Origin of the sequence: Plantibacter sp. H53 (genome assembly GCF_001650455.1) — a bacterium.
Lineage (GTDB): Bacteria > Actinomycetota > Actinomycetes > Actinomycetales > Microbacteriaceae > Plantibacter > Plantibacter flavus_A.
In genome coordinates, this window is the sequence record NZ_LWCT01000011.1 from 22,153 (window position 1) to 45,431 (window position 23,279).

Below are 23,279 nucleotides of genomic sequence, written 5' to 3' on the forward strand. Positions count from 1 at the left end.
CGACTCGAAAGCCGACCCCCTCGTGCGTCGTGTGACGACGAGTGCTCAGTGCTCGTCGTAGTGTTCGCCGTGCGCGGCGTGCTGGTGGCCGTCGTGGAGGTAGTCGACGTGACCGTCGTGGTCGACGGCGTCGTGACCGCACGCCGCACCGTGCTCGTGGTCGGCGACGGTGTGCTCGGCGACACTCTCGTGCTCGTCGTAGTGACCGTCGTGCAGAGCGTGGTGGTGCGTGCCGTGCACGTAGTCGGTGTGGTCGTCGTGCTGGACGGCCTCGTGGCCGCAATCCGTTCCGTGCTCGTGCTCGGTGACGGAGTGCTCGGCGTGGATGTCAGTCGTGCTCATGGTTGCCTTTCGAAGGAGGAGATCGGGTGTCGCGATGGACGGCGACGCTTGACCAGTACATCTCACTCATAAGCGAATTGCAATACATGCAGCTAATCGATAGTGGTTCTCGCTATCCCTCGAGCGCGTGCTGCACGGCATCGTCGACGATGTGCGAGACGTGCACGTCAGCGACGTCGTAGTGCGCCTCTCGACCGATCCGCTGCACCGAGACGAGGCCGGCTGAGCGCAGCGTCCGCAGGTGCTGCGAGACCAACGGCTGCGACAACTGGCTCTGTTCGGCGAGTTGACCAACCGTGGATGTGCCGCCGGCCAGGATGCGCAGCAACCGCAACCGCGAGGAGGAGGACAGCGCCTTGAACAACTCGGCAGCAGGTTCGAGATCCTCGTTCATCTGTACATATAAGCAGATGTGAATGCATCGGGATCATATGAACCCTCGAAGACCCCGTTCGATGTCAGCGCTCTGGATCGTCACCCTGACGATTAGGCTGGGCGACTGTGCTCGATGGACCGCTGATCGCCGAATGGCTCCCCGTCTCGGTGGCCGCGCTCGTCCTCCTCCTCGTCGCGGCGGGCGTTGCCGGCTGGGTCGACGCGGTCGTCGGCGGCGGTGGACTGATCCAGCTGCCCGCGCTCGTCATCGCCGTTCCGAGCGACGTCGCGACCCCGTTCATCCTGGGCACGAACAAGCTGTCGTCCTTCTTCGGCACCCTGTCGGCGAGCTGGGTGTACCTGCGCAAGATCAGGGTGCAGCTCGTGCTGCTGGTGCCTCTCGTCGCCGGGGCCTACGCCGGATCGACCGCCGGTGCCGCGTTGTCGCGGTACGTCCCTCGCGACGTCTTGACGCCCGTCGTGCTCGTCGCCGTGATCGCCGTGGCGCTGTACACCCTCTTCAAGCCCACCATGGGCCTGCACCACGAACCCCGCCATGACCGTGCCAGCGCGGTCGCCTGGCGGGCGGCGATGATCGGCCTGCTGGTGGGCTTCTACGACGGCATCCTCGGACCGGGAACGGGTTCATTCTTCGTCATCCTCATCGTCGGCGTGCTCGGCTACGGCTTCCTGCAGGCCAGCGTGAACGCGAAGATCGCCAACCTCACCACGAACCTCGCCGCCCTCGTCGTGTACGGGGTGCACGGCGAGGTCCTGCTCGCGCTCGGTCTCGCCATGGCCGTCATGAACATCACCGGCGGGTTCATCGGCGCCCGCATGGCGACGAAGCGCGGAAGCGGCTTCGTGCGCATCGTGTTCCTGGTGACCCTCTCCATCCTCATCGTGAAGCTCGCCTGGGACACCGTGGCGCAGTTCACGGGTTCATGACGCACCCGGCAGAGCCGAACGCCCTGGGGTAGGTGTTCCGAGCAGCCGCCGGGTCCAGTCGGCCAGGGCTGCGGTGGCGGTCCGCGAGATGCCGGCGGCCGGCATCATGCTCGTGAAGCCGTGGAATGCCCCCGGCCACACGTGCAATTCGGCATCGCCACCCGCAGCCCACATCGCACTGGCGTAGGCGACCGTCTCGTCACGGAACACCTCGGCGCTGCCACAGTCGATGTAGGTGCGCGGAAGACCGGCGAGGTCGGTCGCCCGCGCGGGGGCGGCGTAGATCGACACGTCCTCACCGGCGCGACGGTGTCCGAGATAGGCCTCCCAGCCGAACCGCGTCATCTGCCGATCCGCGACCCCGACCCCGTCGATCTGCATCGTCGACACGGTGGCATCGCGGTCGTCGAGCATCGGCGAGACGAGGATCTGCCCGAACAGGGCCGGCCCACGGCGGTCCCGGGCGAGCAGGGCGGTGCCCGCGGCGAGCCCGGCACCCGCGCTCTGGCCCGCGATCACGATGCGGTCCGGGTCGATACCGAGTTCATCCGCGTGCTCCGCGACCCAGACGAGACCGGCATAGCAGTCCTCCACCGGGTACGGGTCGGGGTACTCGGGGGCGAGGCGGTAGTCGACGCTGACGAGCACGACGTCATGGTCGTCCAGGAGCCAGTCGTCGTAGGACTCGAGGTTGCCGAGGTGATGCCCGAACATCATCCCGCCGCCGTGGATCGTGTAGACCGCCGTCGTCGCGCCCGAGCGCCCGATCCGCTGGATGACAGCGAGCGTGATCGGATCCCCGAGATGGCCGGGCACCGTGAGGGAGCGCCGCTCGAACCCCCGCGAGCGCAGCCGTTCGTCGAGGGCATCCTCGGTCGTGTCGAGGCTGCGCATCCTCGGCAGCATCTCGGTCGTCAGGGTGAACGGCCCGCGCGCCTCGAGCGCGGCGAGGAAGGGGGCGAGTTCGGGGTCGAACGGGGGACGGGGCATGCGGTCAGACATGGGAAGGCTCCTGGGTTGCGGGCTGAGATGGGGAGTGATGTGAACGGAGGACACCGACAGCCACGAGGGCTGCAGCGAGGGCGGTGGTGGTCGATCCCGCAATGAGGACCGCTTGCTGGAACGACGCGACGAGGGCCGGGGTGAAGTGCTCGGTCGCGATGCCGCCGCCGACGAGCGCGGCGAGGATCGTCCCGGTCGCGGCGATCCCGACCGCGGTGGCGATCTCGCTCGCGGTGTCGACCAGGGCCGCACCGATGGACGTGCGGTCAGCCGGGAGCCCGCGGAGGACGTTGTTGCCGGCGACGACTCCGACCACCCGCATCCCGGCGGCGACGAGGACGAGTGCGACGAGCACCCACGGGTAGCCGAACCGGCTCAGCAGCGCGAACACGGCGAGCCCGGAGACGACCGCGGCGGCGCTCATCCAGGCCGCCCGCTCGAGACCGACGCGGTGCACGAACGGACCGACGAAGCGACCGCTCGCCAAGAGCACCACGACCTGCGGGAGCATCGCGACAGCGGCCAAGGCCGGCGGCCACCCCCAGGCGAACTGCAGTTGCAGGGTCGCCAGGTACGACAAGCCGGCCATCGCCAGCCCGGCGGCGGCCTTGTACGCCAAGCCGGAGGCCACGAGCGGCTGAGCCACGAGACGAAGATCCAGCAACGGCTGGCGGGCGGTGCGCTCCCTGACCACGAAGCCGATCGCGGCGGTCACCGTTGCCGCTGCCGTTCCCCAGCCCGCAGCGACGTCGGTGCCGGCGACGAACAGGGTCGGCGTGAGGAGCACACCGACGACGGTCGCAGTCCCGAGCACAGCGCCGAGCACGTCGATCCGGTCACGGTGCAGGTGCGACCGCTCGTCGGCACCGATCCCGGCGCGGATCCCGATCCAGGCGATCACTGCGATCGGGGCGTTGGCGACGATGAGCACCTGCCACGGCGCCACGGCGAGCACGAGTCCACCGATCGTGGGGCCGGCGGCCAGGCCCACCAGTCCGGCGGTCGAGATGACGGTCAGCGCACGCACACGCAGGTCGTCCCGGTCGAACAGACGGAACGCCAGCGCCATGGATCCCGGGGTCGTCATCGCCGCAGCGACACCCATGAGCGCGCGCACGGCGATCAGCTGCTCCACCGAGGCCACGAACACGGTCAGGACGCTGACGACCGCGAGCAGCATCAATCCGACGAGCATGACCCGGCGCCGGCCGAACCGGTCGGCGACCGCGCCGAACAGCAGCATCAGGCCACCGAAGGCGACCGAGTACGCCCCCGACACCCACTGCAGTGACGCGGTGGAAGCGGTGAGGTCACGGCCGATGGTCGGGAGCGCGACGTTCAGGACGGAGTTGTCGAGCATCTCGAACAGGAACACGGCCGAGAGGCCGGCCAGCGCGACCCAGGCGTCGCGGAGGCGTGGCGGCGAGTCTTCGACAGCCGTGGAGGTTGAGGGTTCGAGCATGGGCGCACTCCTTCGATGAAGAAGTGGCGACTCCCACGAGACGCTTGTGCGTTTCCGCCGGCCGAAGCACGACGGGATTTTTCCCTCTGCGACGAGGGTAGCCCATCATCGCCCTGTCGTGGCACCTGCGCATTCGCTGTTCACCGCAGATACGCGTCGACCATGAACGGGCCTCGGACGGCCCTGAGGGTGTCGATCAGCCGGTCGAGTGCCCGGCGGTTCCAGGAGGAGAGCTGGAGATCGTGGGGACCGAGCGGTTCGAGCTTCCCGGTCCGGAGCCGGACGACCTCCCATCCGGCGGACCGCAGCGCGCGGTCCTTCCGTCGGTCGACCTCCTCGCGGCGCCCGACGTGCTCGAGTCCGTGCCGGCCGATGCTGTCGTACTCGATGGCGATGCGCAGTTCCGGGTAGACCAGGTCGGGCCACACCTCCAGGTGTTGGAAGAACGGACGCTGCACCCGCACCGCGTTCAGTCCTTCGGTCAGCGCGAGTCGCTCGTGGACGTCTGCGCGCAGCTGAGCCTCGACGGCGGACGCCGGTTTCGGCGCGCACACGGACGTGAAGGCCTCCCCCACCGGCAGGTCAGGGGTCTTCTCACACAGCGAGGGTTTCGGTCGCGCGCGACGCTCCCGGATGATCCCGGCGACCGCGGGCGCCGGATCGGTCACCGACTCCCGCATCGGCAACGCGACGACCCTCGACGGATCGGCCGCATCGGAACATTCGGGACACCAGGCGCTGCGGCGACGCTCGCGTCCGGGCCGCGAGCGCTGTTCGGCCGGCGTCGCGACGAAGCGGTGTCCCCGGTCGCACTGCCACTGCAGCAGGACATCGGCGGCCGGCGGCACCTGGCTGAGGACGATGCCAGCGTTGAGATCCGCGTGGTACTGACGCCAGAGCGCGGGGAACGACGCCCAGGCCTGCCGGTAGGCGCCCACCGGGTACGGCGTGTCGAGGCCCTTCGACCATTGACGGCGGGCCCACCACGCTTCCACACGTTCCGGCACGGTCCCGAACCTACGACGGGCCGCCGACACCGGCCGCGAGTGAGGACTCAGCGGTCGCCACCCCGCACCCCGCCACCCCGGCTCGACCGTCAGACCGCGAAGTCGCTCGGCCACCCGTGCTCGGCGAGCGACCGACGAACCCGCTCCACGTCCTCGTCACTCGGCAGCTCCGCGGTGACCCGAGCGATCGCCGTGGCGACGTCGACCCGACTGAGCGACGTGTCGCCCTCGGCCGCGAGGCGCGCACCCACCTCGGCCACCTCGGCGTCGCTCAGCCGCCGGCGGAGGAGCGCCACGAGCGGGACGAAGTCCTGGTCGGGGAATCCTGCAGGGTACCCCGCTCGGAGCCAGCGCACGATGCGGGCGACCAGCCCTCCGCGTTCCTCGAGGAGGGTCGCGCGTGCCGCCCGACCGGAGGCGTCATGGTCAGTCGCCACGTGACGGACGTCGTCCGGGCTGCCGAGCGGCCACCCCGCGCTCGCGAGACGGGCGGAGACGCGGACGAGGTCCTCCGGGAGCGCCGGACCGAGGAGGAGCTGCTCGACGCGCGCCCGCAGGCGATCCTGACCGATCGGCTCGCCGGACGTCTCCGCCTGCTCCGCATCGATGAGTAGTCTGCCGACGACCTGGTCCAACTCCTCGGGGGTGAGGCTCCGTCGGAGGATGCCGAGCAGCGGCACGTAGTCGTGTTCGGGCACGCCCGCCGGGTATCCGGCGCGGAGCCAACCGACGACGCGCGCCACCACGCCGGACCCGCTGCCGGTGAGGTCCGTCCCGTTCTCGGAGGACATCCTCAGCCCTTCGGGGTGAAGGTCGGGAAGACGTGGTCGAAGCTGACCTCCTGCCCCAGACCGGTCGCCACGATGATCGTGAGCCCGACCAGCACTGCAGCGACGACGACGGCGAAGCACAGCACGCCGAAGGCTCGGAGGAGCGCCGACGGGATTGTCGGCGTGGCCGACCCGCTCCGGTCGTCGGAACCGGCCCCTCCGGCGACGGCGAACGAGCGGACACCCAGCGCGAAGAGCGTGGGAAGACCCGCTCCGAGCACGAGCGCGATGACGGCCACCTGGCCGGCGGCTTCGAGGAAGAGCATGAACATGTCCGACGTCCTTACGCTGTGGTCTTCTGCGACGAACGGGCGGGGGCGTCCTGCCAGTCGTCGTTCACGTTGTGGGATCCGATGCTGTCGCGGCGCGAGCGGAGGTAGATGGTGAGTGCGACACCCGCGAGGATCGCGACCATGAGGATCCCGCCGATCGCCCCGCCCGCGAGGTGACCGAGCCACCACATCACGGCGCCCACGAGCGCGGCAGCCGGGAGGGTGATGACCCAGGCGACGACCATTCGGAGCGCCACCCGCCAGCGCACCTGCGCCCCCGGCCGTCCGACGCCGGAGCCGAGGATCGATCCGGTCGCGACGTGTGTGGTGCTGAGTGCGAAGCCGAGGTGACTCGAGGCGAGGATGACCGCAGCGGAGGAGCTCTCGGCGGCCATGCCCTGCGGCGTGTTCAACTCCACGATGCCTTTGCCGACGGTGCGGATGATCCGCCACCCGCCGATGTACGTGCCGAGCGAGATCGCGAGGGCGCACGCGAGCTTCACCCAGAGTGGGACCGACTCGGTGTCGTCCCAGCCGCCCGCCGCGATGAGCGCGAGGGTGATGACACCCATCGTCTTCTGTGCGTCGTTCGTGCCGTGGGCGAGCGAGACGAGCGACGCGCTGCCGATCTGCCCGATCCGGAAGCCGCGGTGGAGACGTCCCTGAGCGAGGTTGCCGATGACCCGGAAGACGAGCCAGGTGCCGATCGCTGCCACCGCGCCGGCGAGCACGGGCGACATGAGGGCCGGGAGGATGACCTTGCCGACGACGCCGTCGAGCTTCGAGCCGTCACCGGCCCAGTTCACGCCGTTCAACCCGAGGCCCGCGAGCGTCGAGCCGATGAGACCGCCGAAGAGCGCGTGCGACGAGCTCGACGGCAGACCGAGCAGCCAGGTGAGCAGGTTCCAGATGATGCCACCGATGAGCCCGGCGAGCACGATGAGCAGGAGCGCCGAGCCGCCGCCCTCCAGGAGCGCCGGATCGGGAGCTCCCGACGAGTCCTGGATCTTCACCACCGCGTTCGTCACGGTGAGCGCGACTTCGATGCTCAGGAACGCGCCGACGAGGTTCAGCACCGCCGAGAGCGTGACCGCGACCTTCGGCGGCAGCGCACCGGTGGCGATCGAGGTGGCCATCGCATTCGCCGTGTCGTGGAATCCGTTGGTGAAGTCGAAGGCGAGCGCCGTGATCACGACGAGCGAGAGCAGGATGATGGGGTCCACGGCGAAGATCCTGCTCCTCGATCGCAGGATCGACAACGGGTGAGCGGGCGGATTCACCCGTTGTTCACGTTCCGTGGCGACTCAGAGGGTGACGCGGAAATCGTCGGCCGGATCCGCCTGTGCAGTCCGGCCCGGGTCAGGCGAAGCGGTTGGAGAGCAACGTGCCGATCGAGTGCTGTCGGAGGTCCTGAGCGACGAGGAGCTCGCCGGTGACGAGGGTCTCCGACTGATCGAAGTACTCGATCAGTCGGCGGCACAAGAGCGGCACATCGACCTCACCCGACACGTCGATGCCGTTGATCGTGCTGGCGACCCCGAAGAGGATCTGCGCCTCCGCGGTCATCCTGGTCAGCACCGTCTGGAACCTCCCGGCCAACCGGCGGTCGTCGGCATGCTCACCCGCATCCACCAGGACCACGACCTCGACCGCGCCCGTCTGCACGGCTACGAGTTCCCGCAGGAGTCCCGCCAGTTCGGAGCACTGCTCGGCACCGTGACGTCGCGCTCCCGGCGGGACCTCGACGATCACGACGTGCCACGTACCGTCCGCGATGGCGTGGGTGACCGGGATGTCCGCGTCACCGAGACATCGCTCGAGGACGTCGACGACGGGGTGTGGTCCTCCGACCACGTTCAGGGCGGGACGGGAGGCAGGCTCGGGCGGGGCGTCGACGGCTGGCATGGTGCTCCTCGGACGGCCGACCGGGTTCGGTCGGAGACGAGAGCGGTGTGTTCACCGCCCGCCGACCAGACTTCCCGGCGCACCGCTGTCGAGTGTAGACGCTCGAGCCTGATCCCGCGTCAGCGAACGGTGCGAGCCTCCTGCACGGGCAGGGGGCCGGTCACACTGAGCGCGTCCTGCCAGCATTCGATCCCACTGACCTCGGGCAACCGGTCACGGGTGAAGACCGGGTCGAGGCCGGCGCGCCGCTGCGCGGAGTAGTCCTTCAACAGCTTGAACACGATGCCCGACAGCAATCCGATGGCCACGAGGTTCACGAGAGCCATGAGTCCCATGATGCCGTCGGCGGTGTTCCAGATGACGTCGGCCGAGGCGATCGAACCGAGGAAGATCACGGCGACGACGAGCACCCGGTACCCGGTGAGCACACGGCGGCTCGACGAGATGAATTCGATGTTCGACTCGCCGTAGTAGTAGTTCCCGAGGATGGAGCTGAACGCCAGGAGGAAGATGATGATGCTCAGGAGGACGTTCGACCACTCGCCGAGGTTGCCGACGATGGCGTTCTGGGTGAGTCCGATGCCGCGGGTCGCCCCGGCGAGGTCCGGCGAGGACACGAGGATGATGAACGCCGTGATCGAACACACGAGGAAGGTGTCGAAGTAGACACCGAGGGTCTGGACGAGGCCCTGCTTCACCGGGTGCGTCACCGCCGCGCTCGCACCCGCGTTGGGCGCTGAACCGAGACCGGCCTCGTTCGAGAACATGCCCCGCTTCACGCCCGTCATGATGATGGTGCCCAGCGCTGCGCCGACGACTTCGTTGAACCCGAACGCCTGCGTGTAGATGGACGCGAACACGACCGGCAGCTGGTCGATGTTCATCCCGACGATGACGAGGCCGAGCAGCAAGTAGCCGAGTGCCATGGCGGGCACCACCGCCTGGGTCACGCTCGCGATGCGGCGGATACCACCGAACACCACGAGCGCGGTCAATGCTGCGAGCAGGATACCGATCACCCAGGGGATCCAAGCGATCTCGCCGCCGAAGCTCGAGGACACGGTCGCGCTGATCGTGTTGGCCTGCAGCGAGCTGAACGCGAAGGGGAAGCAGACGATGAGGATGACGGCGAAGACGATCCCCATCCAACGCGCCTTCAGGCCGTGCTGCATGTAGTAGGCAGGACCGCCGCGGAACCCGTCCTTGTCCCGCACCTTGAACAGTTGGCCGAGGGTCGACTCGACGAAGCTCGACGCGCCTCCGATGAACGCCATCGTCCACATCCAGAACACCGCCCCGGGGCCGCCGATCGCGATCGCCGTCCCGACACCCGCGATGTTGCCGACGCCGACCCGCGACGCGGCCGAGATCGTGAACGCTTGGAATGCCGAGACCGACTGCGGTTTGCCGTCGTCACCGAGCGGCGTCTTGTTCGTGAGGGTGCGGAACATCTCGGGGATGAGCCGGAACTGCACCACGCCCGAACGAACGGTGAAGTACAGACCGAGGAGCCCGAGGACGGGCAGCACCGCCCACGTCCACAACAGATCGCCACCGGCCAGGATCACTTCGTTCAGGATGTCCATCCCGAGAGTATGGCGCAGGCCGCGGCCGTCGCGCACGGCCCGTCCGCGACCAGGCCCACTCGATGCGCGGGCCCGGGAACGCTACGCTTCACGCGTGGCCGGATCGAAGAACACCCACGGAGGTCCCGATCGCAGGCCTGACGGCCCGGGGGCTCGCGACCAGGTCGGAATGCTTCGTTCCGTCGGTGCCACCCTGGCCGATTGGTGGCGGCGCGCCCCGTCGCCGCGGCCTCATCATCTGCTCCCCGAACTGACCAAACGATCTCCCGCACAGGTCGCACTGCTGATCTTCCTTGCGGCCGCCGCCGGTTTCACCGCACTGCTGAGCCTGCCGATCGCGGCGGCCGACGGCCGTGCGACGCCGCTTCACGATTCGCTGTTCACGGCGGTCTCCGCGATCACGGTGACCGGGCTCGTCACCGTCGACACCGCGACACACTGGTCCTTCTTCGGCCAGCTCGTGATCCTCGTCGGCATCCAGGTCGGCGGGCTCGGCATCGTGACGATCGCGCTCCTCCTCGCCCGCGTCGTCACGAGACAGCTCGGGGTGCGCAGCAAACTCTTCGCACAACAGAGCATCGGCACGTCCAAGCTCGGCGAGGTGGGTACGCTGCTGCGAATCGTGGTGTTGACCACTCTGACGATCGAGCTCGTCCTCGCGCTGGTCCTGATCCCCCGATTCATCATGGTGGAGGAGTCCTGGTCCGAAGGCCTCTGGCACGGACTCTTCTACGCCATCTCCTCGTTCAACAACGCCGGCTTCGTCCTCAACGAGGGAGGACTGGGCCGCTTCGACGGCGACCCGTTCATCCTCGTCCCCATCATGGTCGGCGTGTTCGTCGGCAGCTTCGGGTTCCCAGTGTTCCTGACCCTCCTCAATCGGCGACTCGACTACAAGCGCTGGACCCTGCACACCAAGCTGACCCTGACCGTCACCACGATCCTGCTCGTGATCGGTGCGGTGCTCTGGGGTGCCCTCGAGTGGTCGAACGACGCGACGATCGGCAAGCTCTCCGTGGGCGACAAGATCTTCCATGCGCTCTTCGCCTCGACGATGATGCGCTCGGGCGGTTTCTCCCTCACCGATGTCGGAGACTCCCACCCCGTCACCCTGCTCGCAACCGACGCGCTCATGTTCGTCGGAGGCGGCTCGGCCTCGACCGCCGGAGGCATCAAGGTCGTCACCCTCGCCGTCCTCCTCCTCGCCATCGTCGCTGAGGCCCGAGGCGACCGGCACGTCACGGTGTTCTCCCGTCGGATCCCCAGCGACACCCTCCGTGTCGCCATCAGCGTCACGTTCCTCGGTGCGACGCTCGTCCTCACGGCCACCGCCCTGCTCATGAGCGTCAGCGACGCCCCGCTCGACCGCATCCTGTTCGAGGCCATCTCCGCCTTCGCGACGTGCGGCCTGTCCGTCGGGCTCAGCGAAGAACTGGAACCGTTCGGCAAGTACGTCCTCGCCGCGCTCATGCTCGCCGGACGTGTCGGTCCGATCGGGCTCGCTGCGGCACTGGCGATCCGGCAACGGAACCTGCTGTTCACCGCTCCCGAGGAGCGCCCCATCGTCGGCTGACGTCGGCGCCCGGGCTCGGTCGAGGGTGCCCGCTGGCGTCTTCGCTCGTTCCGCCGATCAGATGGGCCGGCCGATCCGGCGGTGACGGTGCGACTGCATTCTCCGGCAGGATGGTGTTCCGCCGTCGACCGCAAGGACATCATGAAGACAGGTCTCTCGAGGTTCCTCTTCCTGCTCGGCAAGAAGGTGTGGGCGAGGGCCGCCGTGTTCACGGTGATGGCTGTCGCCTTCGCCCTCGCGGCCGGTTTCATCGGGGGCCTGCTCCCGTTCCGGCTGGTGATCGACCTCGGTCAGGACTCCGTCGGATCGATCCTGCAGATCATCGCGAGTTCGATGCTCGCCGTCACGACGTTCTCGATCACCGCGATGGTGACCGTCTACTCGTCGGCGACCACGATCGCGACGCCGCGAGCGACGCAGCTCATGGTCGAGGACACCACCTCGCAGAACGCGCTGTCGACGTTCGTCGGCGGCTTCACCTTCTCCCTCGTCGGCATCATCGCGTTGTCGACGGGCTACTACGGCGACCAGGGACGCACAATCCTGTTCTTCGGAACGCTGGTGATGATCACGATCGTCGTCGTGACACTCCTGCGCTGGATCGCCCATCTCTCCACCTTCGGCCGCATGTCCGACATCATCGACCGCGTCGAGGCCGCTGCCACGACGTCGCTCAGCGCCTATGCGGAGTCGCCCTCACTCGGCGCGAACCCACTCGCCGGGCCGGACCGCCAGGGAACACCCGTGTTCGCCGACAAGCCCGGGTACGTCGTCTTCGTGGACCTGCGGACGCTGAACCAAGCCGCGGCGAACGCCGACGTCTCCGTCCAGGTGGTCGCGACGGCGGGCCGGGTCGCCGACGCGACGACACCGCTCGCGATCGTCGTGGGCGAGGCGGAGACGGCGCTGCAAGCGTCGATCCGGCAGGCCTTCCGGATCGCGGCCCATCGCACCTACGAGCAGGACCCGCGTCTCGGCGTGATCGCCTTGGCTGAGATCGGCAGCCGGGCCCTCTCACCGGCGACGAACGACCCGGGCACGGCGATCGAGATCATCGGAGCCCTGCAACGGGTCTTCACAGCGACCCTCACCACGACGCGCGACGGCGAGGTCGACCACCCGCAGGTCTGGGTCCGCGGCGTCACCCTCGAGGACCTCGTGATGGATGCGTTCCGTCCGCTCTCCCGCGATGGCGCCGGCATCCTCGAAGTCCAGATGCGGCTGCAGAAGTGCTTCGCGGCTCTGGCCGCGACCGCACCCGACCACGCGGACACGTTCCGCTCCGCCGCGACACTCGCCCTGCAGCGCTCGTCGACCGAGTTGGACGAAGCCGATCTCGCCGTGCTCGACGCACTGCACCGGCGACTGAACGCCTGAGCACGCACCCACCCCGTCGTCGGGCGATGTCGCCGCGCCCGCCGGGTGTGGACGACTTGTACGATGACGGACGAGGACGTCGCGTATCGGACGCAGGTGGAGGTCGGTCAGGTGGCAGAGGTCGAGGACACGGCCGCGGTGGAAGCGACGCTCATCGCCTCGCGAGCACTCCTCGGCGTCGTGGCCCGCTCCCTGACCGGGGTCCTGCAGGAGATCAGTCTGCCGCAGTTCCGCGTGCTCGTGATCCTCTCGACGCAGGAACGATCGCGCATCGGGCTGCTCGCCGCGCAGCTCCACATGAATCGCTCCACCTTCTCCCGGGTGATCGACCGGATGACCTCGAAGGACTGGGTTCGTCGCGTCCCGAGCTCCGACAGCCGCCGGGAGGTCCTCGTGGAGATCACCGACTCCGGGGCGGCGATCGTGTCGGAGGTGACGGAACGCCGACGACAGGAGATCGCACGGATCCTCGAGCGGATGCCGATGTCCGACCAGCGCGCACTCGTGGACGCGCTCAACCGTTTCTCGCTCGCCGCCGGCGAACCCGCCGCGACGGAACTGCTCGACATCGGCCTCTGACCGATCGGGATGCTGCGAGGGCGCTTCCTGCCCCCTACGGCTCCGTGTTGGCACCCACGTGCGCGGGATCGTCGGAGAGTTCGATCCAGACCCCGTCGGGGAACGCATCGACGAGGGGCTGCGGATCCGCCTGGCCGGCCTGGCGTCGAATCGCCTCATCCAGCACCGCCACGAGCATCGCGGTCTGCTTCGCCATCGGCGGCAACGGCGGTATCAGCATCGGCGGGTGGGTCCAGCACTCGAGGGCGAGCGCCGGCAGTCCCGAAGCGACCGCATCGATGAATTCGTCTGCGAACCGGTCATGCAGGCCGGATCGGATGCCCCGGTCATCGACGGCTTCGGCAGGCTCGCAGCATCGACTGACTGCGTACGCCAGCAAGAACGCGTTGCAACGCTCCCACGCGTCCTCGGACTCGTCGCGGAGGTGACTGATGGCGGCCGCACGATCATCATCGGACGTCCCAGCGTCGAGCAGTCGTCGAGCGGTCTGGAGCAGCTCGTTCTGGAGCGGTCGCTGGGCGGCCTCCAGCAGATTCAGGTCGTCCACGGACATCTCCATTCGGTATCGGTACACGGCAACTGTTGCACTCATGCACACATCACCTCAAGCTGAAAGGGAAAGCCGACTCATCACCGGAAGGAACACCATGCTCACGTTGACCCAGAACGCCGTCACGGTCATCCGGACCCTCGCAACCCGAACCGACGACCCACGCACCGGCGGTCTTCGCATCCGATCCGAAGCGGAGCGCGAGTCGCACTTCGCGGTCGACCTCGCCACCGAGCCCGAGATCGGCGACGAGGTCGTCGAGGACCGCGGCGCCAGGGTCTTCCTCGACCCCGTCGCCTGCCCCCGCATGGACAAGAAGGAACTCGACGCCCTGATCGACGGCGGCAGCGTCCGATTCGAGGTTCGCGACCAGGAACGGCCCGCGCTGTTGTAGACCGCCGGCCGAGCAGGCCGTCCGCGTCGAAGCGGCGGGCGTGCTCGATCGAAGCCCGTCCTCGACGACGAGGATGCTCGCCGATCAGGGCGTCGCGTACGCGGGGATCGACGAGTCGATCATCCAGTACGTGTCCTCCACCCGCTGCGCGGTGTCGGTGAAGCCCGAGTCGGGGATCATGAGGTACGCCGAGGGGTCGCCGCCATCGTTCCAGGTGGTGTCGACGGCGAGCCACTGCCCGTCCACGAACACCTTGTTCCACGCGTGCGGCCCACCGGAGAGGACATCCCCGGTCACGACGACCGTCTGCACACCCGCGGCGTTCGCGAGCGCGTTGAAGGCGTAGGAGTAGCTCGCGCACACGCCGAGTCCCTGCAGCAGCGTCCCGGTGGCGTTCCAGGCGTACTCATAGCCGGCCGGGACCCCGTCGAACGCGTCGCCCTGCAGGGTCGCGAAGGCGGCGTCGTCGTACTCGGCGTTCGAGACGAGCCACTCGTTGAGCGCGGTGACCTTCTCCCGATCGCTCAGCCCCTCGGGTGCCACTGCCGCCACGACCTCGTCGACGCGTTGCTTGAGTTGCGCCTGCAGCGCCGCCACCTCGTCGTTCGGCAGCGAATACGTCACGAGCAGGGTGTCTCCCCCGTCGCGGAGTCCGACGTAGCTGACGTTGAAGACGTAGGGGTTCTGGGCCCGCGCCTCGTACACGGCATCGTACGGGTCGGGCGCTCCCGGAGTGTCGACGAAGTCGGAGATGTCGATCGACTTCGTCTGGGCGATCAGGTGCCCGGCGAGGAACCGGGTGAACTCGGTGCTGCCGTAGACCGGGTAGTCGGTGGGTGGCACCTCGGACACCGGTTCGGCGTCGGTGTTCTCGGGTGCCACGAAGGCGTCGAACCGCGGCATGCCGGTCGGCGGGGCAGCCTCCTGCGCTGCGGCGTTGAACTGGGCGATGGCCGCGACCGGGTCGGGGGTCGACCGCTTCGTGATCGGGATCCACTCCCCCAGCTGCGTGTTGCGCCCACGGAGCGGGACGACCCATCGATCGCCGTAGTCGAGCACGGCGCTGTCATCGAGGTACGCGACGGTCGAGCGGGTGCGCCCGTCGACCGAGACGAACGGCAGCACCTTCTGCACGTTCTCGATGCCCTCGATGTAGCCGCTGGCACCCCAGTTCTTCAGCGCCCGCGTGGAGTTCGACGCGACCTCGAGCGGGAGGAAGCCGGCGGAGCGGGTGAAGTCGTACGGCTTGTACGGGGAGAAGGAGGTTCCGTCGGTGGCGATCACGCCGAGGTCGAACCCGATCGTCTCGGCGGCGATCTCCTCCTCGCCGACGTCCTGCTCCTCACCGCCGGCCACGTCGTCCTCGGTCTGCGAGCGGTAGTTGTAGGCCTGCAGCCCGATGTTCTGACGACTGACGAACGGGGCCTCCTTCACCTCGAGGTTCTCGGTGTCGCCAGCGGAGGACCACTCGGTCCCGTCGACCTCGGCCACCAGTTTGAAGACGCCGTCACCCCGCTTGGTGACCTCGTGGTGCACGATCAGGTAGGTGTCGGCGCCCTCCACCGACTCCCAGGACAGCGTGACACCGCCGCTGTCGTCGGCCGCCCCGAAGGTCACCTCGGGTGCCGAGTACTCCGACTCGACCGTGAACTTCGTCACGAGCGGCTTGTCCCGCTCGGTGCCGTCCTTCTCGAGCCGGCTCACGAGGAAGTACTCGTCGTGCAGGCCCCAGCGGCCGCGGGACGCTCCGGCTTCGTCGAGGATGTCCGCCTCGGTCTTCCCGAAGGTCTTCCCGAGTTCGGTTCCGGAGATTGTGACGCCGCCACCGGAGTCGGACTGGTACACCGAGTACTCGGCCTGCTTCGTCAGAGCCGCGTCGTAGAAGACCTGGAACGCCCACGGGGGTGCGTTGCCGCCGCGGTCGAGGTCGTCGGCGTCCGCCCGCTTCTTGTTCTCGGCCTTGACGTCGTAGTCGACGTCGATCTCGAACTCGTGGTCGCGTTCGAGGCCCGCCTGTGGGGCGGTGAAGTCGTAGAGTGCGGACTGGTCGGTGGTGATACGGCCCTCATCGCCGCCGTTGATGGCAGGGACCACGACGAACGCCGCCACGACGGCGAGCGCGGCCGCGATCGCGACGCTCCCGGTGACGATGCCGATCGTGCGGCCCCGCCGTTTGCCAGGACGCTTCGGCTGGTGTGGCGGCTGTGCCTGCTGTGGGGCTGGTGGCTGCTGCACGGGTCGTGGCTGCGATGACGGCTGCGGCTGCTGCGGAACTCCGCCTTGCACCTGCGGGGTCCACTCCGAGCCGTTCCAGTACCGCTGCCCGGTCGGGTTCCACGGGTCCGCATACCAACCGGCCGGCGTACCCCCACGCGAATCCGTCACCCGACATCCCCCTTCAATCCGAACGCATCACTGCGATGACCCCATCAAAGCAACGCAACATACGTTATTCGATTCACGGGAATCGGGAAGCGAATCGGCCCGCCGTCACCGCACGACCTCGAGCGGTCAGATCGTCGCGCCGACGTCCCGGAACCCCTGCGGGGACGTGCCGGTGAGGCGCTGATCGACGGACGAGCCGGCGCATACCGGGAGACGGTCACAGGGCCTGAACGATGAGGGCGACGCCGAATGCGACGATCAGGCCGTTGCCGACGATGGCCGTCCACCTCCGAAAGGACGCGCCCGTCCTCCGCCGCAGTCCGGCTCCGAGCGCGACCAGCAGCGTCTGCCAGCCGAAGGATGCGAGCCCGACACCCACGATGAAGGCGGCCGCCGTCGACCCTGATGCCGTGAACTCGGCGAGCCCGGTCAGGATCGCCGCGAAGTACACCAGCGTGGCCGGGTTGATCGCCGTCAGGCCGAGGAAGAGCAGGTAGCGCTGACGCGAGGTGCCCGAGCGGCCTGCGGGCCGTTCCCCGGCTGACGGCTTCGCACGGAGACCCTGCAGGAGACCGTGCACTCCGAGTGCGACGACGGCGACACCACCGAGGAGCTGCGGCCAGGGAGACCAGCCGTTCACGATGGGCGCGGCGAGCGCACCGGCAGCGACGGCGACCGTGCAGTATGCCACGTCCACCGTCGCAACGGCGGCGGCCGCAGGCAGTCCACGGCGCAGCCCGCGCATGATGCCTTCCTGGAGGAGCAGCATCCCGATCGCCCCGAGCGGTGCGGCCAGGGCGAGCCCGGCGACGGAACCGGCGAGGAGGGCGACGAGAAGGTCCATGCCGACGACTCTGGTGCAGCACACCGGTCGAGACAGTGTGTTCTGGCAGTGAGACGGCATACTGTGTCGCATGGACGACCTCGACAGTGCAATCATCGATGTTCTGCGGACCAATGGGCGCATTTCGTTCAGTGAGCTCGGTCGTCAGATCGGGTTGAGCACGAATGCGACTGCGGCTCGTGTCCACCGCCTGGAGCGCAGTGGTGTCATCACCGGGTACCGCGCGATCCTCGGCTCCGACGCCCCGGTCGCCGAGGACGGGCTGGAGGCGTTCATCGACGTCCGACTCGACCCCGCGCGTCAGTCGGAGGAGTTCCTGGAGTGGACCCGTCGGATCCCCGCGATCAGAGACGCGGTGCACGTCACCGGCGCTTACGACTACCTCGTCCACATCCGCGTCGCGGGCACCGCGGCTCTCGACCGCCTCCTCCGCAGCATGAAGAACGACGGCGGCGCGACCCACACGCAGACGCGATTGGCGCTCCGGTAGGCGGGAATCACACGCACCGTCGCTCCGCGCTACACCGCGATACTGCGGAGCTGCCACTACACCGGCGCGAGGGGTTCCCGGGCTCCGTCCGGAAGTTCCACGGTGATCGGGTCACCGGGCTGCACGACGCCGCCGGCGAGCACGACACACATGACTCCCGCCTTGCGGACGGTGCGACCCTCGGCGTCCGTACCGACGACCTGCTTGAGCAGGCCTGGTTCGAAGCGGTCGATCTGGACGCAAGGATTCCGAAGCCCTGTCACCTCGACGACGGCGTCCGTCCCGAGTCGGAGCACGGCACCCGCGGGGAGGTCGAGGAGCTCCAGCCCCTCGGTGGTGATGTTCTCGCCCAGCTCACCCGGGGCGAGATCGGCGTCCACCTCCGCGAAGAGCTCCCGGTGGATGAGGTGGACCTGTCGGAGGTTGGGCTGCGTCGGATCCCGTCTCACGCGGGACCGATGCTGCACCGTCGCACCGAAATGCGCGTCGCCTTCGACACCGAGACCAGCGATGAGCGTGATCGCGTCCCGTCGCGGCTTGGAGAAGCGGTGCTCATCGTCGCTGCTGACCGAGACGACACGGGCGTTTGTCATCACCCCAGTGTGCACGGGGCCAGCGCGGATGACCACTCGACCCACACGACACGGTCAGTCGTGCAGGATCACCTGGTACAGGTTGTGGTCCTGCCAGGTCCCGGCGATCCGCAGGTACGACGGCGCCATACCGATGTGCTCGAACCCGGCGTTGCGGAGCACCCGTTGCGAACCGCGGTTGTGCAGCAGGGTGCTCGCCTCCACCCGATGCAGGCGGAGGTCGTCGCGTGCCACCCGCAGGATCGCCCGGACGGCGGCCGTCGCGAGGCCCTTGCCCGCGTACTCCGCATCCACCCAGTAGCCCAACCCGGCGTTCTGGAACGGGCCACGGACGATCCCCGACAGATTGAACCGGCCGACGATGGCCGCGCCGTCGAACAGGCCGAGCGAGTGTGCGCTCCCGGCGGCGCTCGACGCGAGCTTGCTGGTGAGGTCCGCCGCTTGCGCCGCCTCGGTGAAGAACTCGTCGGATCGGGCCGGCTCCCACGGGGCCAGATGGTCGCGGTTTCGCACGTATGCGGCGGCGAGTTCCCGCGCGTCGCCGAGTTCCAAGGGCCGCATGTCGATGCCGTCGGTGAGGTTGGTCACGGTGAACACCCGTCAACGGTAGTCGCCGCCGGGTGCACTCGACCAGCCCGATGCGACATGCGGACCGCAGAGCGAGATTCAGCGACTGGCGATGGGGTGGGCCGGGTACTCGCGCAGCACCAGGGCCGTGCTCACAGGACCGAACCGACCGATGGCGTCGATGATCTGCTCGAGGCGTTCCGGCGAGGAGGCGTGCACGTCGAGGACGAAGCAGTCCTCGCCGGTCACGCGGTAGATCCGGTGGATCTCCGGAAGCTCGTCGAACTGGCTCAGCGACGCCTTGATCTGTGCGTGGGTCGTCCGGAGTCGGACGACGGCGTGCGTCGTGAGGCCGAGCTTCTGCGGCGAGACCCGAGCCCCGTAGCCGGTGATGTACCCGGCGAGCTCGAGCTTGCGGACCCGCGCCGACACCGCCGGCTGGGACAGGTGCACGAGCCGGGCGAGGTCGGTCATCGTGGTTCGCCCGTCAACCTGGAGCACGTCGAGGATCGTCTGATCCGTTCGATCGAAGGAAAGCGAAGCATCGTCCGTCATCTGCTTAGTAAACAACGGATGGTGACGCTCCAGCTGCTGAGACGGAGGGTTCGACTGGCACGCTGAGGGCAGATCGCCCGACCACGACGAAGGAATCCCATGTCGATCATCACCATGCCCGGGATCGGTGGATCCGACGACGCCCACTGGCAGTCCCTCTGGGAGCGCGAGACACCCGCGATCCGACGGTTCGCGCCGGCCTCCTGGGACGAGCCGGATCTCGACGACTGGTCCGCCGCGCTCGACCGGGCGGTGGCAGGTGAGCCGGCGATCCTGGTGACTCACAGCCTCTCGTGCCTGCTGGCCGTCCGCTGGGCGGCGGCGAACCCTGCACGAGTCGCCGGGCTGTTCCTCGTCGCCGCACCCGATCCCGAGGGGCCGCGATTCCCGAGGGTCGCCGCCGCGTTCGCCGAAGATCTCGATGTCCGGCCATCCGCACCCGCAGTGCTCGTGACCAGTGACGACGACCCGTACTGTTCAGAGGCACGCGCAGCCGAGTTCGCCGCAATGTGGGGCGTGCCTCGGATCAGCATCGGGCGGCAGGGCCACGTGAACGCCGCCAGTGGACTCGGCGCCTGGCCGGAGGGCCGGCGACTGCTGACCGCGTTCAGCGCGGGCACTGCGAACGCCTCCCCGCCTGGAGGGGGCTGAGCGCCGGGATCGGCGGCAGGAGTGAGCTGCGCGGTGCCGCTAACCGTTGTCGCTCACGCGGACTTCTTGACCGGACCGCCGCGCTCGGGCTGCTCGGGGCGTCACTCGCCGGCCGCCTGGACGTCGGGAAGTCCGGTCGCACCCGATGAACCCTGCGATGGACGGCGTTCGCGCCGTGCGGGCGTCGGGCAGACTGGAACCGTGACCCGAGCCGAAACGACCCGAGCAACCCTCCTCCGCGACCGCATCGTCCAGCAGGTCGCCGAGCTGGGCTTCGACGCGCACGGCCTGCACGTGCTCGCCGGTGACGACGAAGCCGGGCACCGCTGGACCGAGGACGTCCGTGAGGACATCCACTCCGCAGCGAAGGGCGTCTGTGTGCTCGCCGTCGGCATCGCCATCGACGACGGTCTCATCACGATGGACACCACGCTTGGCGCGGTGTTCCCGGAAGTCAACTTCGGCGAGGGTACTGCCGACGTCACCCTCCGCCACCTCCTGAACATGACGAGCGGCGTCGACCTCCCCTGGTCACCGACCCTGCTGTCCGACTGGCCGGACCTCGCCCTCGAGTTCCTGAGCAGGCCGTCCCGCGGTCGTGTGTTCCAATACTCGAACGCCAGCACCTACACGGCGATGCGCGCGCTCGAGACCCGGGTCGGCGACGTCGGCGACTACATCGAGCAACGACTCCTCGCACCGCTCGGCATCCACGACGCGCCCTGGGAGCGGTGTCCCCGCGGATTCATCGCGGCCGGCGGAGGGCTGCACCTCCGCACCACGGAACTCGCGCGCATCGGCCGCCTCATCCGCGACCGCGGCCGGTGGGGAGGCGAACGACTCCTGTCGGCGGAGTGGATCGACGCCATGCACACCGAGTGGGTGCCCTCCGGCACCGGCGATGGCTACGAGCGGTATGCGCTCGCCGGGTGGGATGGTCCTGGCGCGGCCTGGCGACTCCACGGGGCCTACGGGCAGCTCGTCATCTTCGCCGGCGACGCCGTGGTCACCATCACGGCCGAGGACCACGAGGGGGCCGACCACATCGCGGCCTCCGTGTCCTCGCTCCTCACCGACACCGCGGGCTGAGCCCGGCTGCGGGCGCGGGTCAGCTTCCTGCGCGGAGCACTCCCGCCGCCGCTTCGACGGTCGAGACGAACGTGGCGCCGACGCTCCGGTGCCCGGACCGGATCTCCTGTTGAGGAGCATCGGAGACCACGACCACGTCGATGTCGAGGATGCGACAGACACGCGCTTTGTACGCGATGTCGACCCGGTCCCCGACTCGCGGGCACAACACGACCGCACTCGGAGGGAACCGGTCGTCCGTGAGCATCTCGCCCCAGGACGACGCCGCGATCGTCACCTGCAGATCAGGTGCGTGGGAGCCGAGCCACGACACGGCAGACGCACGGGCGCGGTCGTCACTGTCCAGTACGCCGACCGTTCGCATCGATACCTCGTCACTCCTCACCGCATCCGGATTCACACCCCGATGGTGTCGGCGTCATCCGTAAGATACCAGCGCTGGGACCGCCCGCGGAGCACGGAACCCGAACTCCACCGCACGACCCACCCACATCTCACGCGGACCGTCCACCGCGGGCGACTCGCGATGCTTGCACCCCGCAGGCCTGGCGGGCACGATGGACGGGTACCGCGGTGTCGTGGTGATCGTCGAAGCCCAGGCCGACTTGTCTGCCGATCGATCCCCCGCTCCGCCTCGGAGGCATCGTCCATGACGACTGCTCGCTCATTCCCGCCCTCCATCCTCGGCCACTTCCGCTCAGCCGCCCGCCGGTATCGCGGCGTCCTCGGCCACCCCGGCGCGCCCCGGTTCTTCCTCGCTGCAGCCCTCGCCCGGCTCGGCGTCGCCATGACCGGACTCGGGCTGCTGTTCTCGATCCAGCACGCCACGGGGTCGTTCGCGGCCGCAGGGGCGGCGACGGGGGCGTTCGCGCTCGCCGAGGCGGTGATCGGCCCGCAGATCGCCCGACTCACCGACCGGTGGGGACAGACGGCGACCGTGCCGGTGGCCGTGCTCGTGCACGTCAGTGCAGTCGTCGTCGCGATCGCCACTGCAGGACGTGCGCCGTTCGGCATCACCCTGGCGATCGTCGTCGTCGCGGGTGTCGCGATCCCGCAGCCCGGTGCCCTGTCGGCGGCGCGCTGGTCGCGGCTCCTCCCGGAGCCCGATGCGCTGCGGACCGCCTTCGCCCTCGAGGCGAACGTGAACGACGCGGTGTTCCTGTCGGGACCGATCCTCGTGACGCTCATAGGTACCTCGCTCGCGCCGTGGGCGGGATCCGCGGCTGCGGGGATCCTCGTGGCCACCGGCTGTGTCGCACTCTCACTGCAACGCTCCACCGCCCCGAAACCGCGACGTCGACCGGAGCGTGGGGCGGACATCCACCGCTCCACCCTCCTCGCCCCACCGTTCCTCGCGGCGCTCGGGGTGAACCTCGGGCTGGGGTGCTTCTTCGGTGCGGTACCACTCCTCGTCACGGCGGCGGCGACGGCGGAGGGACGACAACCGTTCATCGGACTCGTCCTCGCGCTCTCCAGTGCCGCGAGCATCGTCGCCGGCGCGATGTACGGTGCGCTGCGATCGACTCCGCAGCCCCGGACCGTGCAGCTGATCGCGTCCGTCGTCCTCACGCTCGCCGTCGTCGTCGGTGCCGTCTGGCCCGCCTTGCCTGGGCTGGCGATCATGCTCCTCGTCGGCGGGACCGCGATCGCACCGCTCCTCGCCTCGTCCTCACAGATCGTGCAGGCGACGGTCGTCCCCCAGGAACTGACGCAGGGGTTCACCTGGATCAACTCGGCTTCCGCCGCGGGTATCGCGGCGAGCGCCGCGCTCACCGGTCGGCTCGTCGCACAGGGAGGCGCCGAGGCCGCGATGCCGCCGCTCATGATGCTCGTGCTGATCGCGGTCATGGCTGCAGCGTCGGCGTTCCGGACACGCACGCCCGTCGACTGAACGGCACTCCGA

Annotated in this window: 26 protein-coding genes and 1 pseudogene; 9 read left to right on the forward strand and 18 right to left on the reverse strand. The window is 68.8% G+C overall.

Going from position 1 to position 23,279, the window contains the following annotated elements:
• Positions 1 to 45: 45 nt before the first annotated feature.
• Both A4X17_RS19645 and A4X17_RS07445 read right to left on the reverse strand, forming a co-directional pair.
• Positions 46 to 342 (reverse strand): hypothetical protein, encoded by a 297-nt coding sequence (locus A4X17_RS19645; RefSeq protein WP_064295040.1) that lies wholly within the window; start codon positions 340 to 342, stop codon positions 46 to 48.
• Positions 343 to 454: 112 nt separating this feature from the next.
• Positions 455 to 736, reverse strand: a complete 282-nt coding sequence (locus A4X17_RS07445; RefSeq protein WP_064295041.1) for a helix-turn-helix transcriptional regulator — start codon at positions 734 to 736, stop codon at positions 455 to 457.
• Positions 737 to 843: 107 nt separating this feature from the next.
• Here A4X17_RS07445 and A4X17_RS07450 point away from each other — a divergent pair, with 107 nt between their 5' ends.
• Positions 844 to 1,665, forward strand: a complete 822-nt coding sequence (locus A4X17_RS07450; protein ID WP_064295042.1) for a TSUP family transporter — start codon at positions 844 to 846, stop codon at positions 1,663 to 1,665.
• Here A4X17_RS07450 and A4X17_RS07455 read toward each other — a convergent pair.
• From A4X17_RS07455 to A4X17_RS07490, 8 genes are all read right to left on the reverse strand, one after another.
• Positions 1,660 to 2,667: an alpha/beta hydrolase gene (locus tag A4X17_RS07455; protein ID WP_064295043.1), complete on the reverse strand. Its 1,008-nt coding sequence runs from the start codon at positions 2,665 to 2,667 to the stop codon at positions 1,660 to 1,662. The two genes, A4X17_RS07450 and A4X17_RS07455, sit on opposite strands and share 6 nt — an antisense overlap.
• A complete protein-coding gene (locus A4X17_RS07460) occupies positions 2,660 to 4,129 on the reverse strand; it encodes an MFS transporter (protein ID WP_064295044.1) in 1,470 nt (489 codons plus the stop codon). Before A4X17_RS07460 ends, A4X17_RS07455 begins: the two co-directional genes overlap by 8 nt.
• Before the next feature lie 140 nt (positions 4,130 to 4,269).
• Positions 4,270 to 5,136 (reverse strand): hypothetical protein, encoded by an 867-nt coding sequence (locus A4X17_RS07465; RefSeq protein WP_064295045.1) that lies wholly within the window; start codon positions 5,134 to 5,136, stop codon positions 4,270 to 4,272.
• Positions 5,137 to 5,225: 89 nt separating this feature from the next.
• Positions 5,226 to 5,927: a DUF3349 domain-containing protein gene (locus tag A4X17_RS18890; protein WP_082915998.1), complete on the reverse strand. Its 702-nt coding sequence runs from the start codon at positions 5,925 to 5,927 to the stop codon at positions 5,226 to 5,228.
• A gap of 2 nt (positions 5,928 to 5,929) precedes the next feature.
• Entirely contained in the window at positions 5,930 to 6,238 is a 309-nt protein-coding gene (locus A4X17_RS07475) for a hypothetical protein (RefSeq protein WP_064295046.1), read from the reverse strand.
• An 11-nt stretch (positions 6,239 to 6,249) separates the two neighbouring features.
• Positions 6,250 to 7,461, reverse strand: coding sequence for an inorganic phosphate transporter (locus tag A4X17_RS07480; protein ID WP_064295047.1), 1,212 nt, complete (start codon positions 7,459 to 7,461; stop codon positions 6,250 to 6,252).
• 136 nt (positions 7,462 to 7,597) lie between these two features.
• Positions 7,598 to 8,143, reverse strand: a complete 546-nt coding sequence (locus A4X17_RS07485; protein WP_064295048.1) for a hypothetical protein — start codon at positions 8,141 to 8,143, stop codon at positions 7,598 to 7,600.
• Between the two features lie 119 nt (positions 8,144 to 8,262).
• Positions 8,263 to 9,729, reverse strand: a complete 1,467-nt coding sequence (locus A4X17_RS07490) for a sodium:alanine symporter family protein (RefSeq protein WP_064295049.1) — start codon at positions 9,727 to 9,729, stop codon at positions 8,263 to 8,265.
• 169 nt (positions 9,730 to 9,898) lie between these two features.
• Between A4X17_RS07490 and A4X17_RS07495 the strand changes: the two genes are divergently transcribed.
• The 3 genes from A4X17_RS07495 (at position 9,899) to A4X17_RS07505 (ending at position 13,258) form a co-directional block, all read left to right on the forward strand.
• Positions 9,899 to 11,302, forward strand: a complete 1,404-nt coding sequence (locus A4X17_RS07495; protein WP_082915999.1) for a TrkH family potassium uptake protein — start codon at positions 9,899 to 9,901, stop codon at positions 11,300 to 11,302.
• Positions 11,303 to 11,443: 141 nt separating this feature from the next.
• A complete protein-coding gene (locus A4X17_RS07500; RefSeq protein WP_064295050.1) occupies positions 11,444 to 12,679 on the forward strand; it encodes a DUF2254 domain-containing protein in 1,236 nt (411 codons plus the stop codon).
• A 63-nt stretch (positions 12,680 to 12,742) separates the two neighbouring features.
• On the forward strand, positions 12,743 to 13,258 hold the full coding sequence (locus A4X17_RS07505; protein ID WP_064295051.1) for a MarR family winged helix-turn-helix transcriptional regulator: 516 nt from the start codon (positions 12,743 to 12,745) through the stop codon (positions 13,256 to 13,258).
• Between the two features lie 34 nt (positions 13,259 to 13,292).
• Here A4X17_RS07505 and A4X17_RS07510 read toward each other — a convergent pair whose 3' ends face one another.
• Positions 13,293 to 13,805: a hypothetical protein gene (locus tag A4X17_RS07510; RefSeq protein WP_157583387.1), complete on the reverse strand. Its 513-nt coding sequence runs from the start codon at positions 13,803 to 13,805 to the stop codon at positions 13,293 to 13,295.
• Between the two features lie 100 nt (positions 13,806 to 13,905).
• On the opposite strand from A4X17_RS07510, the gene A4X17_RS07515 reads away from it, so the two are divergent.
• Positions 13,906 to 14,202 carry a hypothetical protein gene (locus tag A4X17_RS07515; RefSeq protein WP_064295053.1) on the forward strand — a complete coding sequence of 99 codons (297 nt, stop codon included), beginning with the start codon at positions 13,906 to 13,908 and terminating at the stop codon, positions 14,200 to 14,202.
• Between the two features lie 84 nt (positions 14,203 to 14,286).
• On the opposite strand, the gene A4X17_RS07520 is transcribed toward A4X17_RS07515, so the two are convergent.
• The 3 genes and pseudogenes from A4X17_RS07520 to A4X17_RS07525 all read right to left on the reverse strand — a co-directional run bounded on the left by A4X17_RS07520 (position 14,287) and on the right by A4X17_RS07525 (position 17,431).
• Positions 14,287 to 16,437, reverse strand: a complete 2,151-nt coding sequence (locus A4X17_RS07520; RefSeq protein WP_064295054.1) for a transglutaminase domain-containing protein — start codon at positions 16,435 to 16,437, stop codon at positions 14,287 to 14,289.
• Between the two features lie 36 nt (positions 16,438 to 16,473).
• Positions 16,474 to 16,587 (reverse strand): annotated as a pseudogene (locus tag A4X17_RS19650) (DUF2510 domain-containing protein); the annotation flags it as partial.
• A 217-nt stretch (positions 16,588 to 16,804) separates the two neighbouring features.
• Positions 16,805 to 17,431, reverse strand: coding sequence for a LysE family transporter (locus tag A4X17_RS07525; protein WP_064295055.1), 627 nt, complete (start codon positions 17,429 to 17,431; stop codon positions 16,805 to 16,807).
• A gap of 70 nt (positions 17,432 to 17,501) precedes the next feature.
• Here A4X17_RS07525 and A4X17_RS07530 point away from each other — a divergent pair, with 70 nt between their 5' ends.
• Positions 17,502 to 17,921 (forward strand): Lrp/AsnC family transcriptional regulator, encoded by a 420-nt coding sequence (locus A4X17_RS07530; protein WP_064295056.1) that lies wholly within the window; start codon positions 17,502 to 17,504, stop codon positions 17,919 to 17,921.
• Positions 17,922 to 17,977: 56 nt separating this feature from the next.
• Here the strand turns inward: A4X17_RS07530 and A4X17_RS07535 are convergent, their stop codons facing one another.
• From A4X17_RS07535 to A4X17_RS07545, 3 genes are all read right to left on the reverse strand, one after another.
• Entirely contained in the window at positions 17,978 to 18,514 is a 537-nt protein-coding gene (locus A4X17_RS07535) for an MOSC domain-containing protein (protein WP_064295093.1), read from the reverse strand.
• A gap of 54 nt (positions 18,515 to 18,568) precedes the next feature.
• A complete protein-coding gene (locus A4X17_RS07540) occupies positions 18,569 to 19,075 on the reverse strand; it encodes a GNAT family N-acetyltransferase (protein ID WP_064295094.1) in 507 nt (168 codons plus the stop codon).
• Between the two features lie 105 nt (positions 19,076 to 19,180).
• A complete protein-coding gene (locus A4X17_RS07545; RefSeq protein WP_064295057.1) occupies positions 19,181 to 19,636 on the reverse strand; it encodes an Lrp/AsnC family transcriptional regulator in 456 nt (151 codons plus the stop codon).
• A 99-nt stretch (positions 19,637 to 19,735) separates the two neighbouring features.
• Between A4X17_RS07545 and A4X17_RS07550 the strand changes: the two genes are divergently transcribed.
• Positions 19,736 to 20,287, forward strand: a complete 552-nt coding sequence (locus A4X17_RS07550; protein WP_079001029.1) for an alpha/beta hydrolase — start codon at positions 19,736 to 19,738, stop codon at positions 20,285 to 20,287.
• 201 nt (positions 20,288 to 20,488) lie between these two features.
• Positions 20,489 to 21,376 (forward strand): serine hydrolase, encoded by an 888-nt coding sequence (locus tag A4X17_RS07555; RefSeq protein ID WP_064295058.1) that lies wholly within the window; start codon positions 20,489 to 20,491, stop codon positions 21,374 to 21,376.
• 19 nt (positions 21,377 to 21,395) lie between these two features.
• Here A4X17_RS07555 and A4X17_RS07560 read toward each other — a convergent pair whose 3' ends face one another.
• The gene (locus A4X17_RS07560; RefSeq protein ID WP_064295059.1) at positions 21,396 to 21,740 is read right to left on the reverse strand and encodes a hypothetical protein; all 345 of its coding nucleotides are present in this window, start codon (positions 21,738 to 21,740) and stop codon (positions 21,396 to 21,398) included.
• Between the two features lie 285 nt (positions 21,741 to 22,025).
• Here A4X17_RS07560 and A4X17_RS07565 point away from each other — a divergent pair, with 285 nt between their 5' ends.
• Positions 22,026 to 23,267 carry a hypothetical protein gene (locus A4X17_RS07565; protein ID WP_082916002.1) on the forward strand — a complete coding sequence of 414 codons (1,242 nt, stop codon included), beginning with the start codon at positions 22,026 to 22,028 and terminating at the stop codon, positions 23,265 to 23,267.
• Positions 23,268 to 23,279 lie beyond the last annotated feature (12 nt).

What these genes read in the sequence shown, in the direction of transcription:
- A4X17_RS19645 (WP_064295040.1), bottom strand. Translation starts at nt 342, where the DNA reads ATGAGCACGACTGACATCCACGCCGAGCACTCCGTCACCGAGCACGAG.
- A4X17_RS07445 (WP_064295041.1), bottom strand. Translation starts at nt 736, where the DNA reads ATGAACGAGGATCTCGAACCTGCTGCCGAGTTGTTCAAGGCGCTGTCC.
- A4X17_RS07455 (WP_064295043.1), bottom strand. Translation starts at nt 2,667, where the DNA reads ATGTCTGACCGCATGCCCCGTCCCCCGTTCGACCCCGAACTCGCCCCC.
- A4X17_RS07460 (WP_064295044.1), bottom strand. Translation starts at nt 4,129, where the DNA reads ATGCTCGAACCCTCAACCTCCACGGCTGTCGAAGACTCGCCGCCACGC.
- A4X17_RS18890 (WP_082915998.1), bottom strand. Translation starts at nt 5,927, where the DNA reads ATGTCCTCCGAGAACGGGACGGACCTCACCGGCAGCGGGTCCGGCGTG.
- A4X17_RS07475 (WP_064295046.1), bottom strand. Translation starts at nt 6,238, where the DNA reads ATGTTCATGCTCTTCCTCGAAGCCGCCGGCCAGGTGGCCGTCATCGCG.
- A4X17_RS07485 (WP_064295048.1), bottom strand. Translation starts at nt 8,143, where the DNA reads ATGCCAGCCGTCGACGCCCCGCCCGAGCCTGCCTCCCGTCCCGCCCTG.
- A4X17_RS07490 (WP_064295049.1), bottom strand. Translation starts at nt 9,729, where the DNA reads ATGGACATCCTGAACGAAGTGATCCTGGCCGGTGGCGATCTGTTGTGG.
- A4X17_RS07495 (WP_082915999.1), top strand. Translation starts at nt 9,899, where the DNA reads ATGCTTCGTTCCGTCGGTGCCACCCTGGCCGATTGGTGGCGGCGCGCC.
- A4X17_RS07500 (WP_064295050.1), top strand. Translation starts at nt 11,444, where the DNA reads ATGAAGACAGGTCTCTCGAGGTTCCTCTTCCTGCTCGGCAAGAAGGTG.
- A4X17_RS07505 (WP_064295051.1), top strand. Translation starts at nt 12,743, where the DNA reads ATGACGGACGAGGACGTCGCGTATCGGACGCAGGTGGAGGTCGGTCAG.
- A4X17_RS07515 (WP_064295053.1), top strand. Translation starts at nt 13,906, where the DNA reads ATGCTCACGTTGACCCAGAACGCCGTCACGGTCATCCGGACCCTCGCA.
- A4X17_RS07525 (WP_064295055.1), bottom strand. Translation starts at nt 17,431, where the DNA reads ATGGACCTTCTCGTCGCCCTCCTCGCCGGTTCCGTCGCCGGGCTCGCC.
- A4X17_RS07530 (WP_064295056.1), top strand. Translation starts at nt 17,502, where the DNA reads ATGGACGACCTCGACAGTGCAATCATCGATGTTCTGCGGACCAATGGG.
- A4X17_RS07535 (WP_064295093.1), bottom strand. Translation starts at nt 18,514, where the DNA reads ATGACAAACGCCCGTGTCGTCTCGGTCAGCAGCGACGATGAGCACCGC.
- A4X17_RS07540 (WP_064295094.1), bottom strand. Translation starts at nt 19,075, where the DNA reads ATGCGGCCCTTGGAACTCGGCGACGCGCGGGAACTCGCCGCCGCATAC.
- A4X17_RS07545 (WP_064295057.1), bottom strand. Translation starts at nt 19,636, where the DNA reads ATGACGGACGATGCTTCGCTTTCCTTCGATCGAACGGATCAGACGATC.
- A4X17_RS07550 (WP_079001029.1), top strand. Translation starts at nt 19,736, where the DNA reads ATGTCGATCATCACCATGCCCGGGATCGGTGGATCCGACGACGCCCAC.
- A4X17_RS07560 (WP_064295059.1), bottom strand. Translation starts at nt 21,740, where the DNA reads ATGCGAACGGTCGGCGTACTGGACAGTGACGACCGCGCCCGTGCGTCT.
- A4X17_RS07565 (WP_082916002.1), top strand. Translation starts at nt 22,026, where the DNA reads ATGACGACTGCTCGCTCATTCCCGCCCTCCATCCTCGGCCACTTCCGC.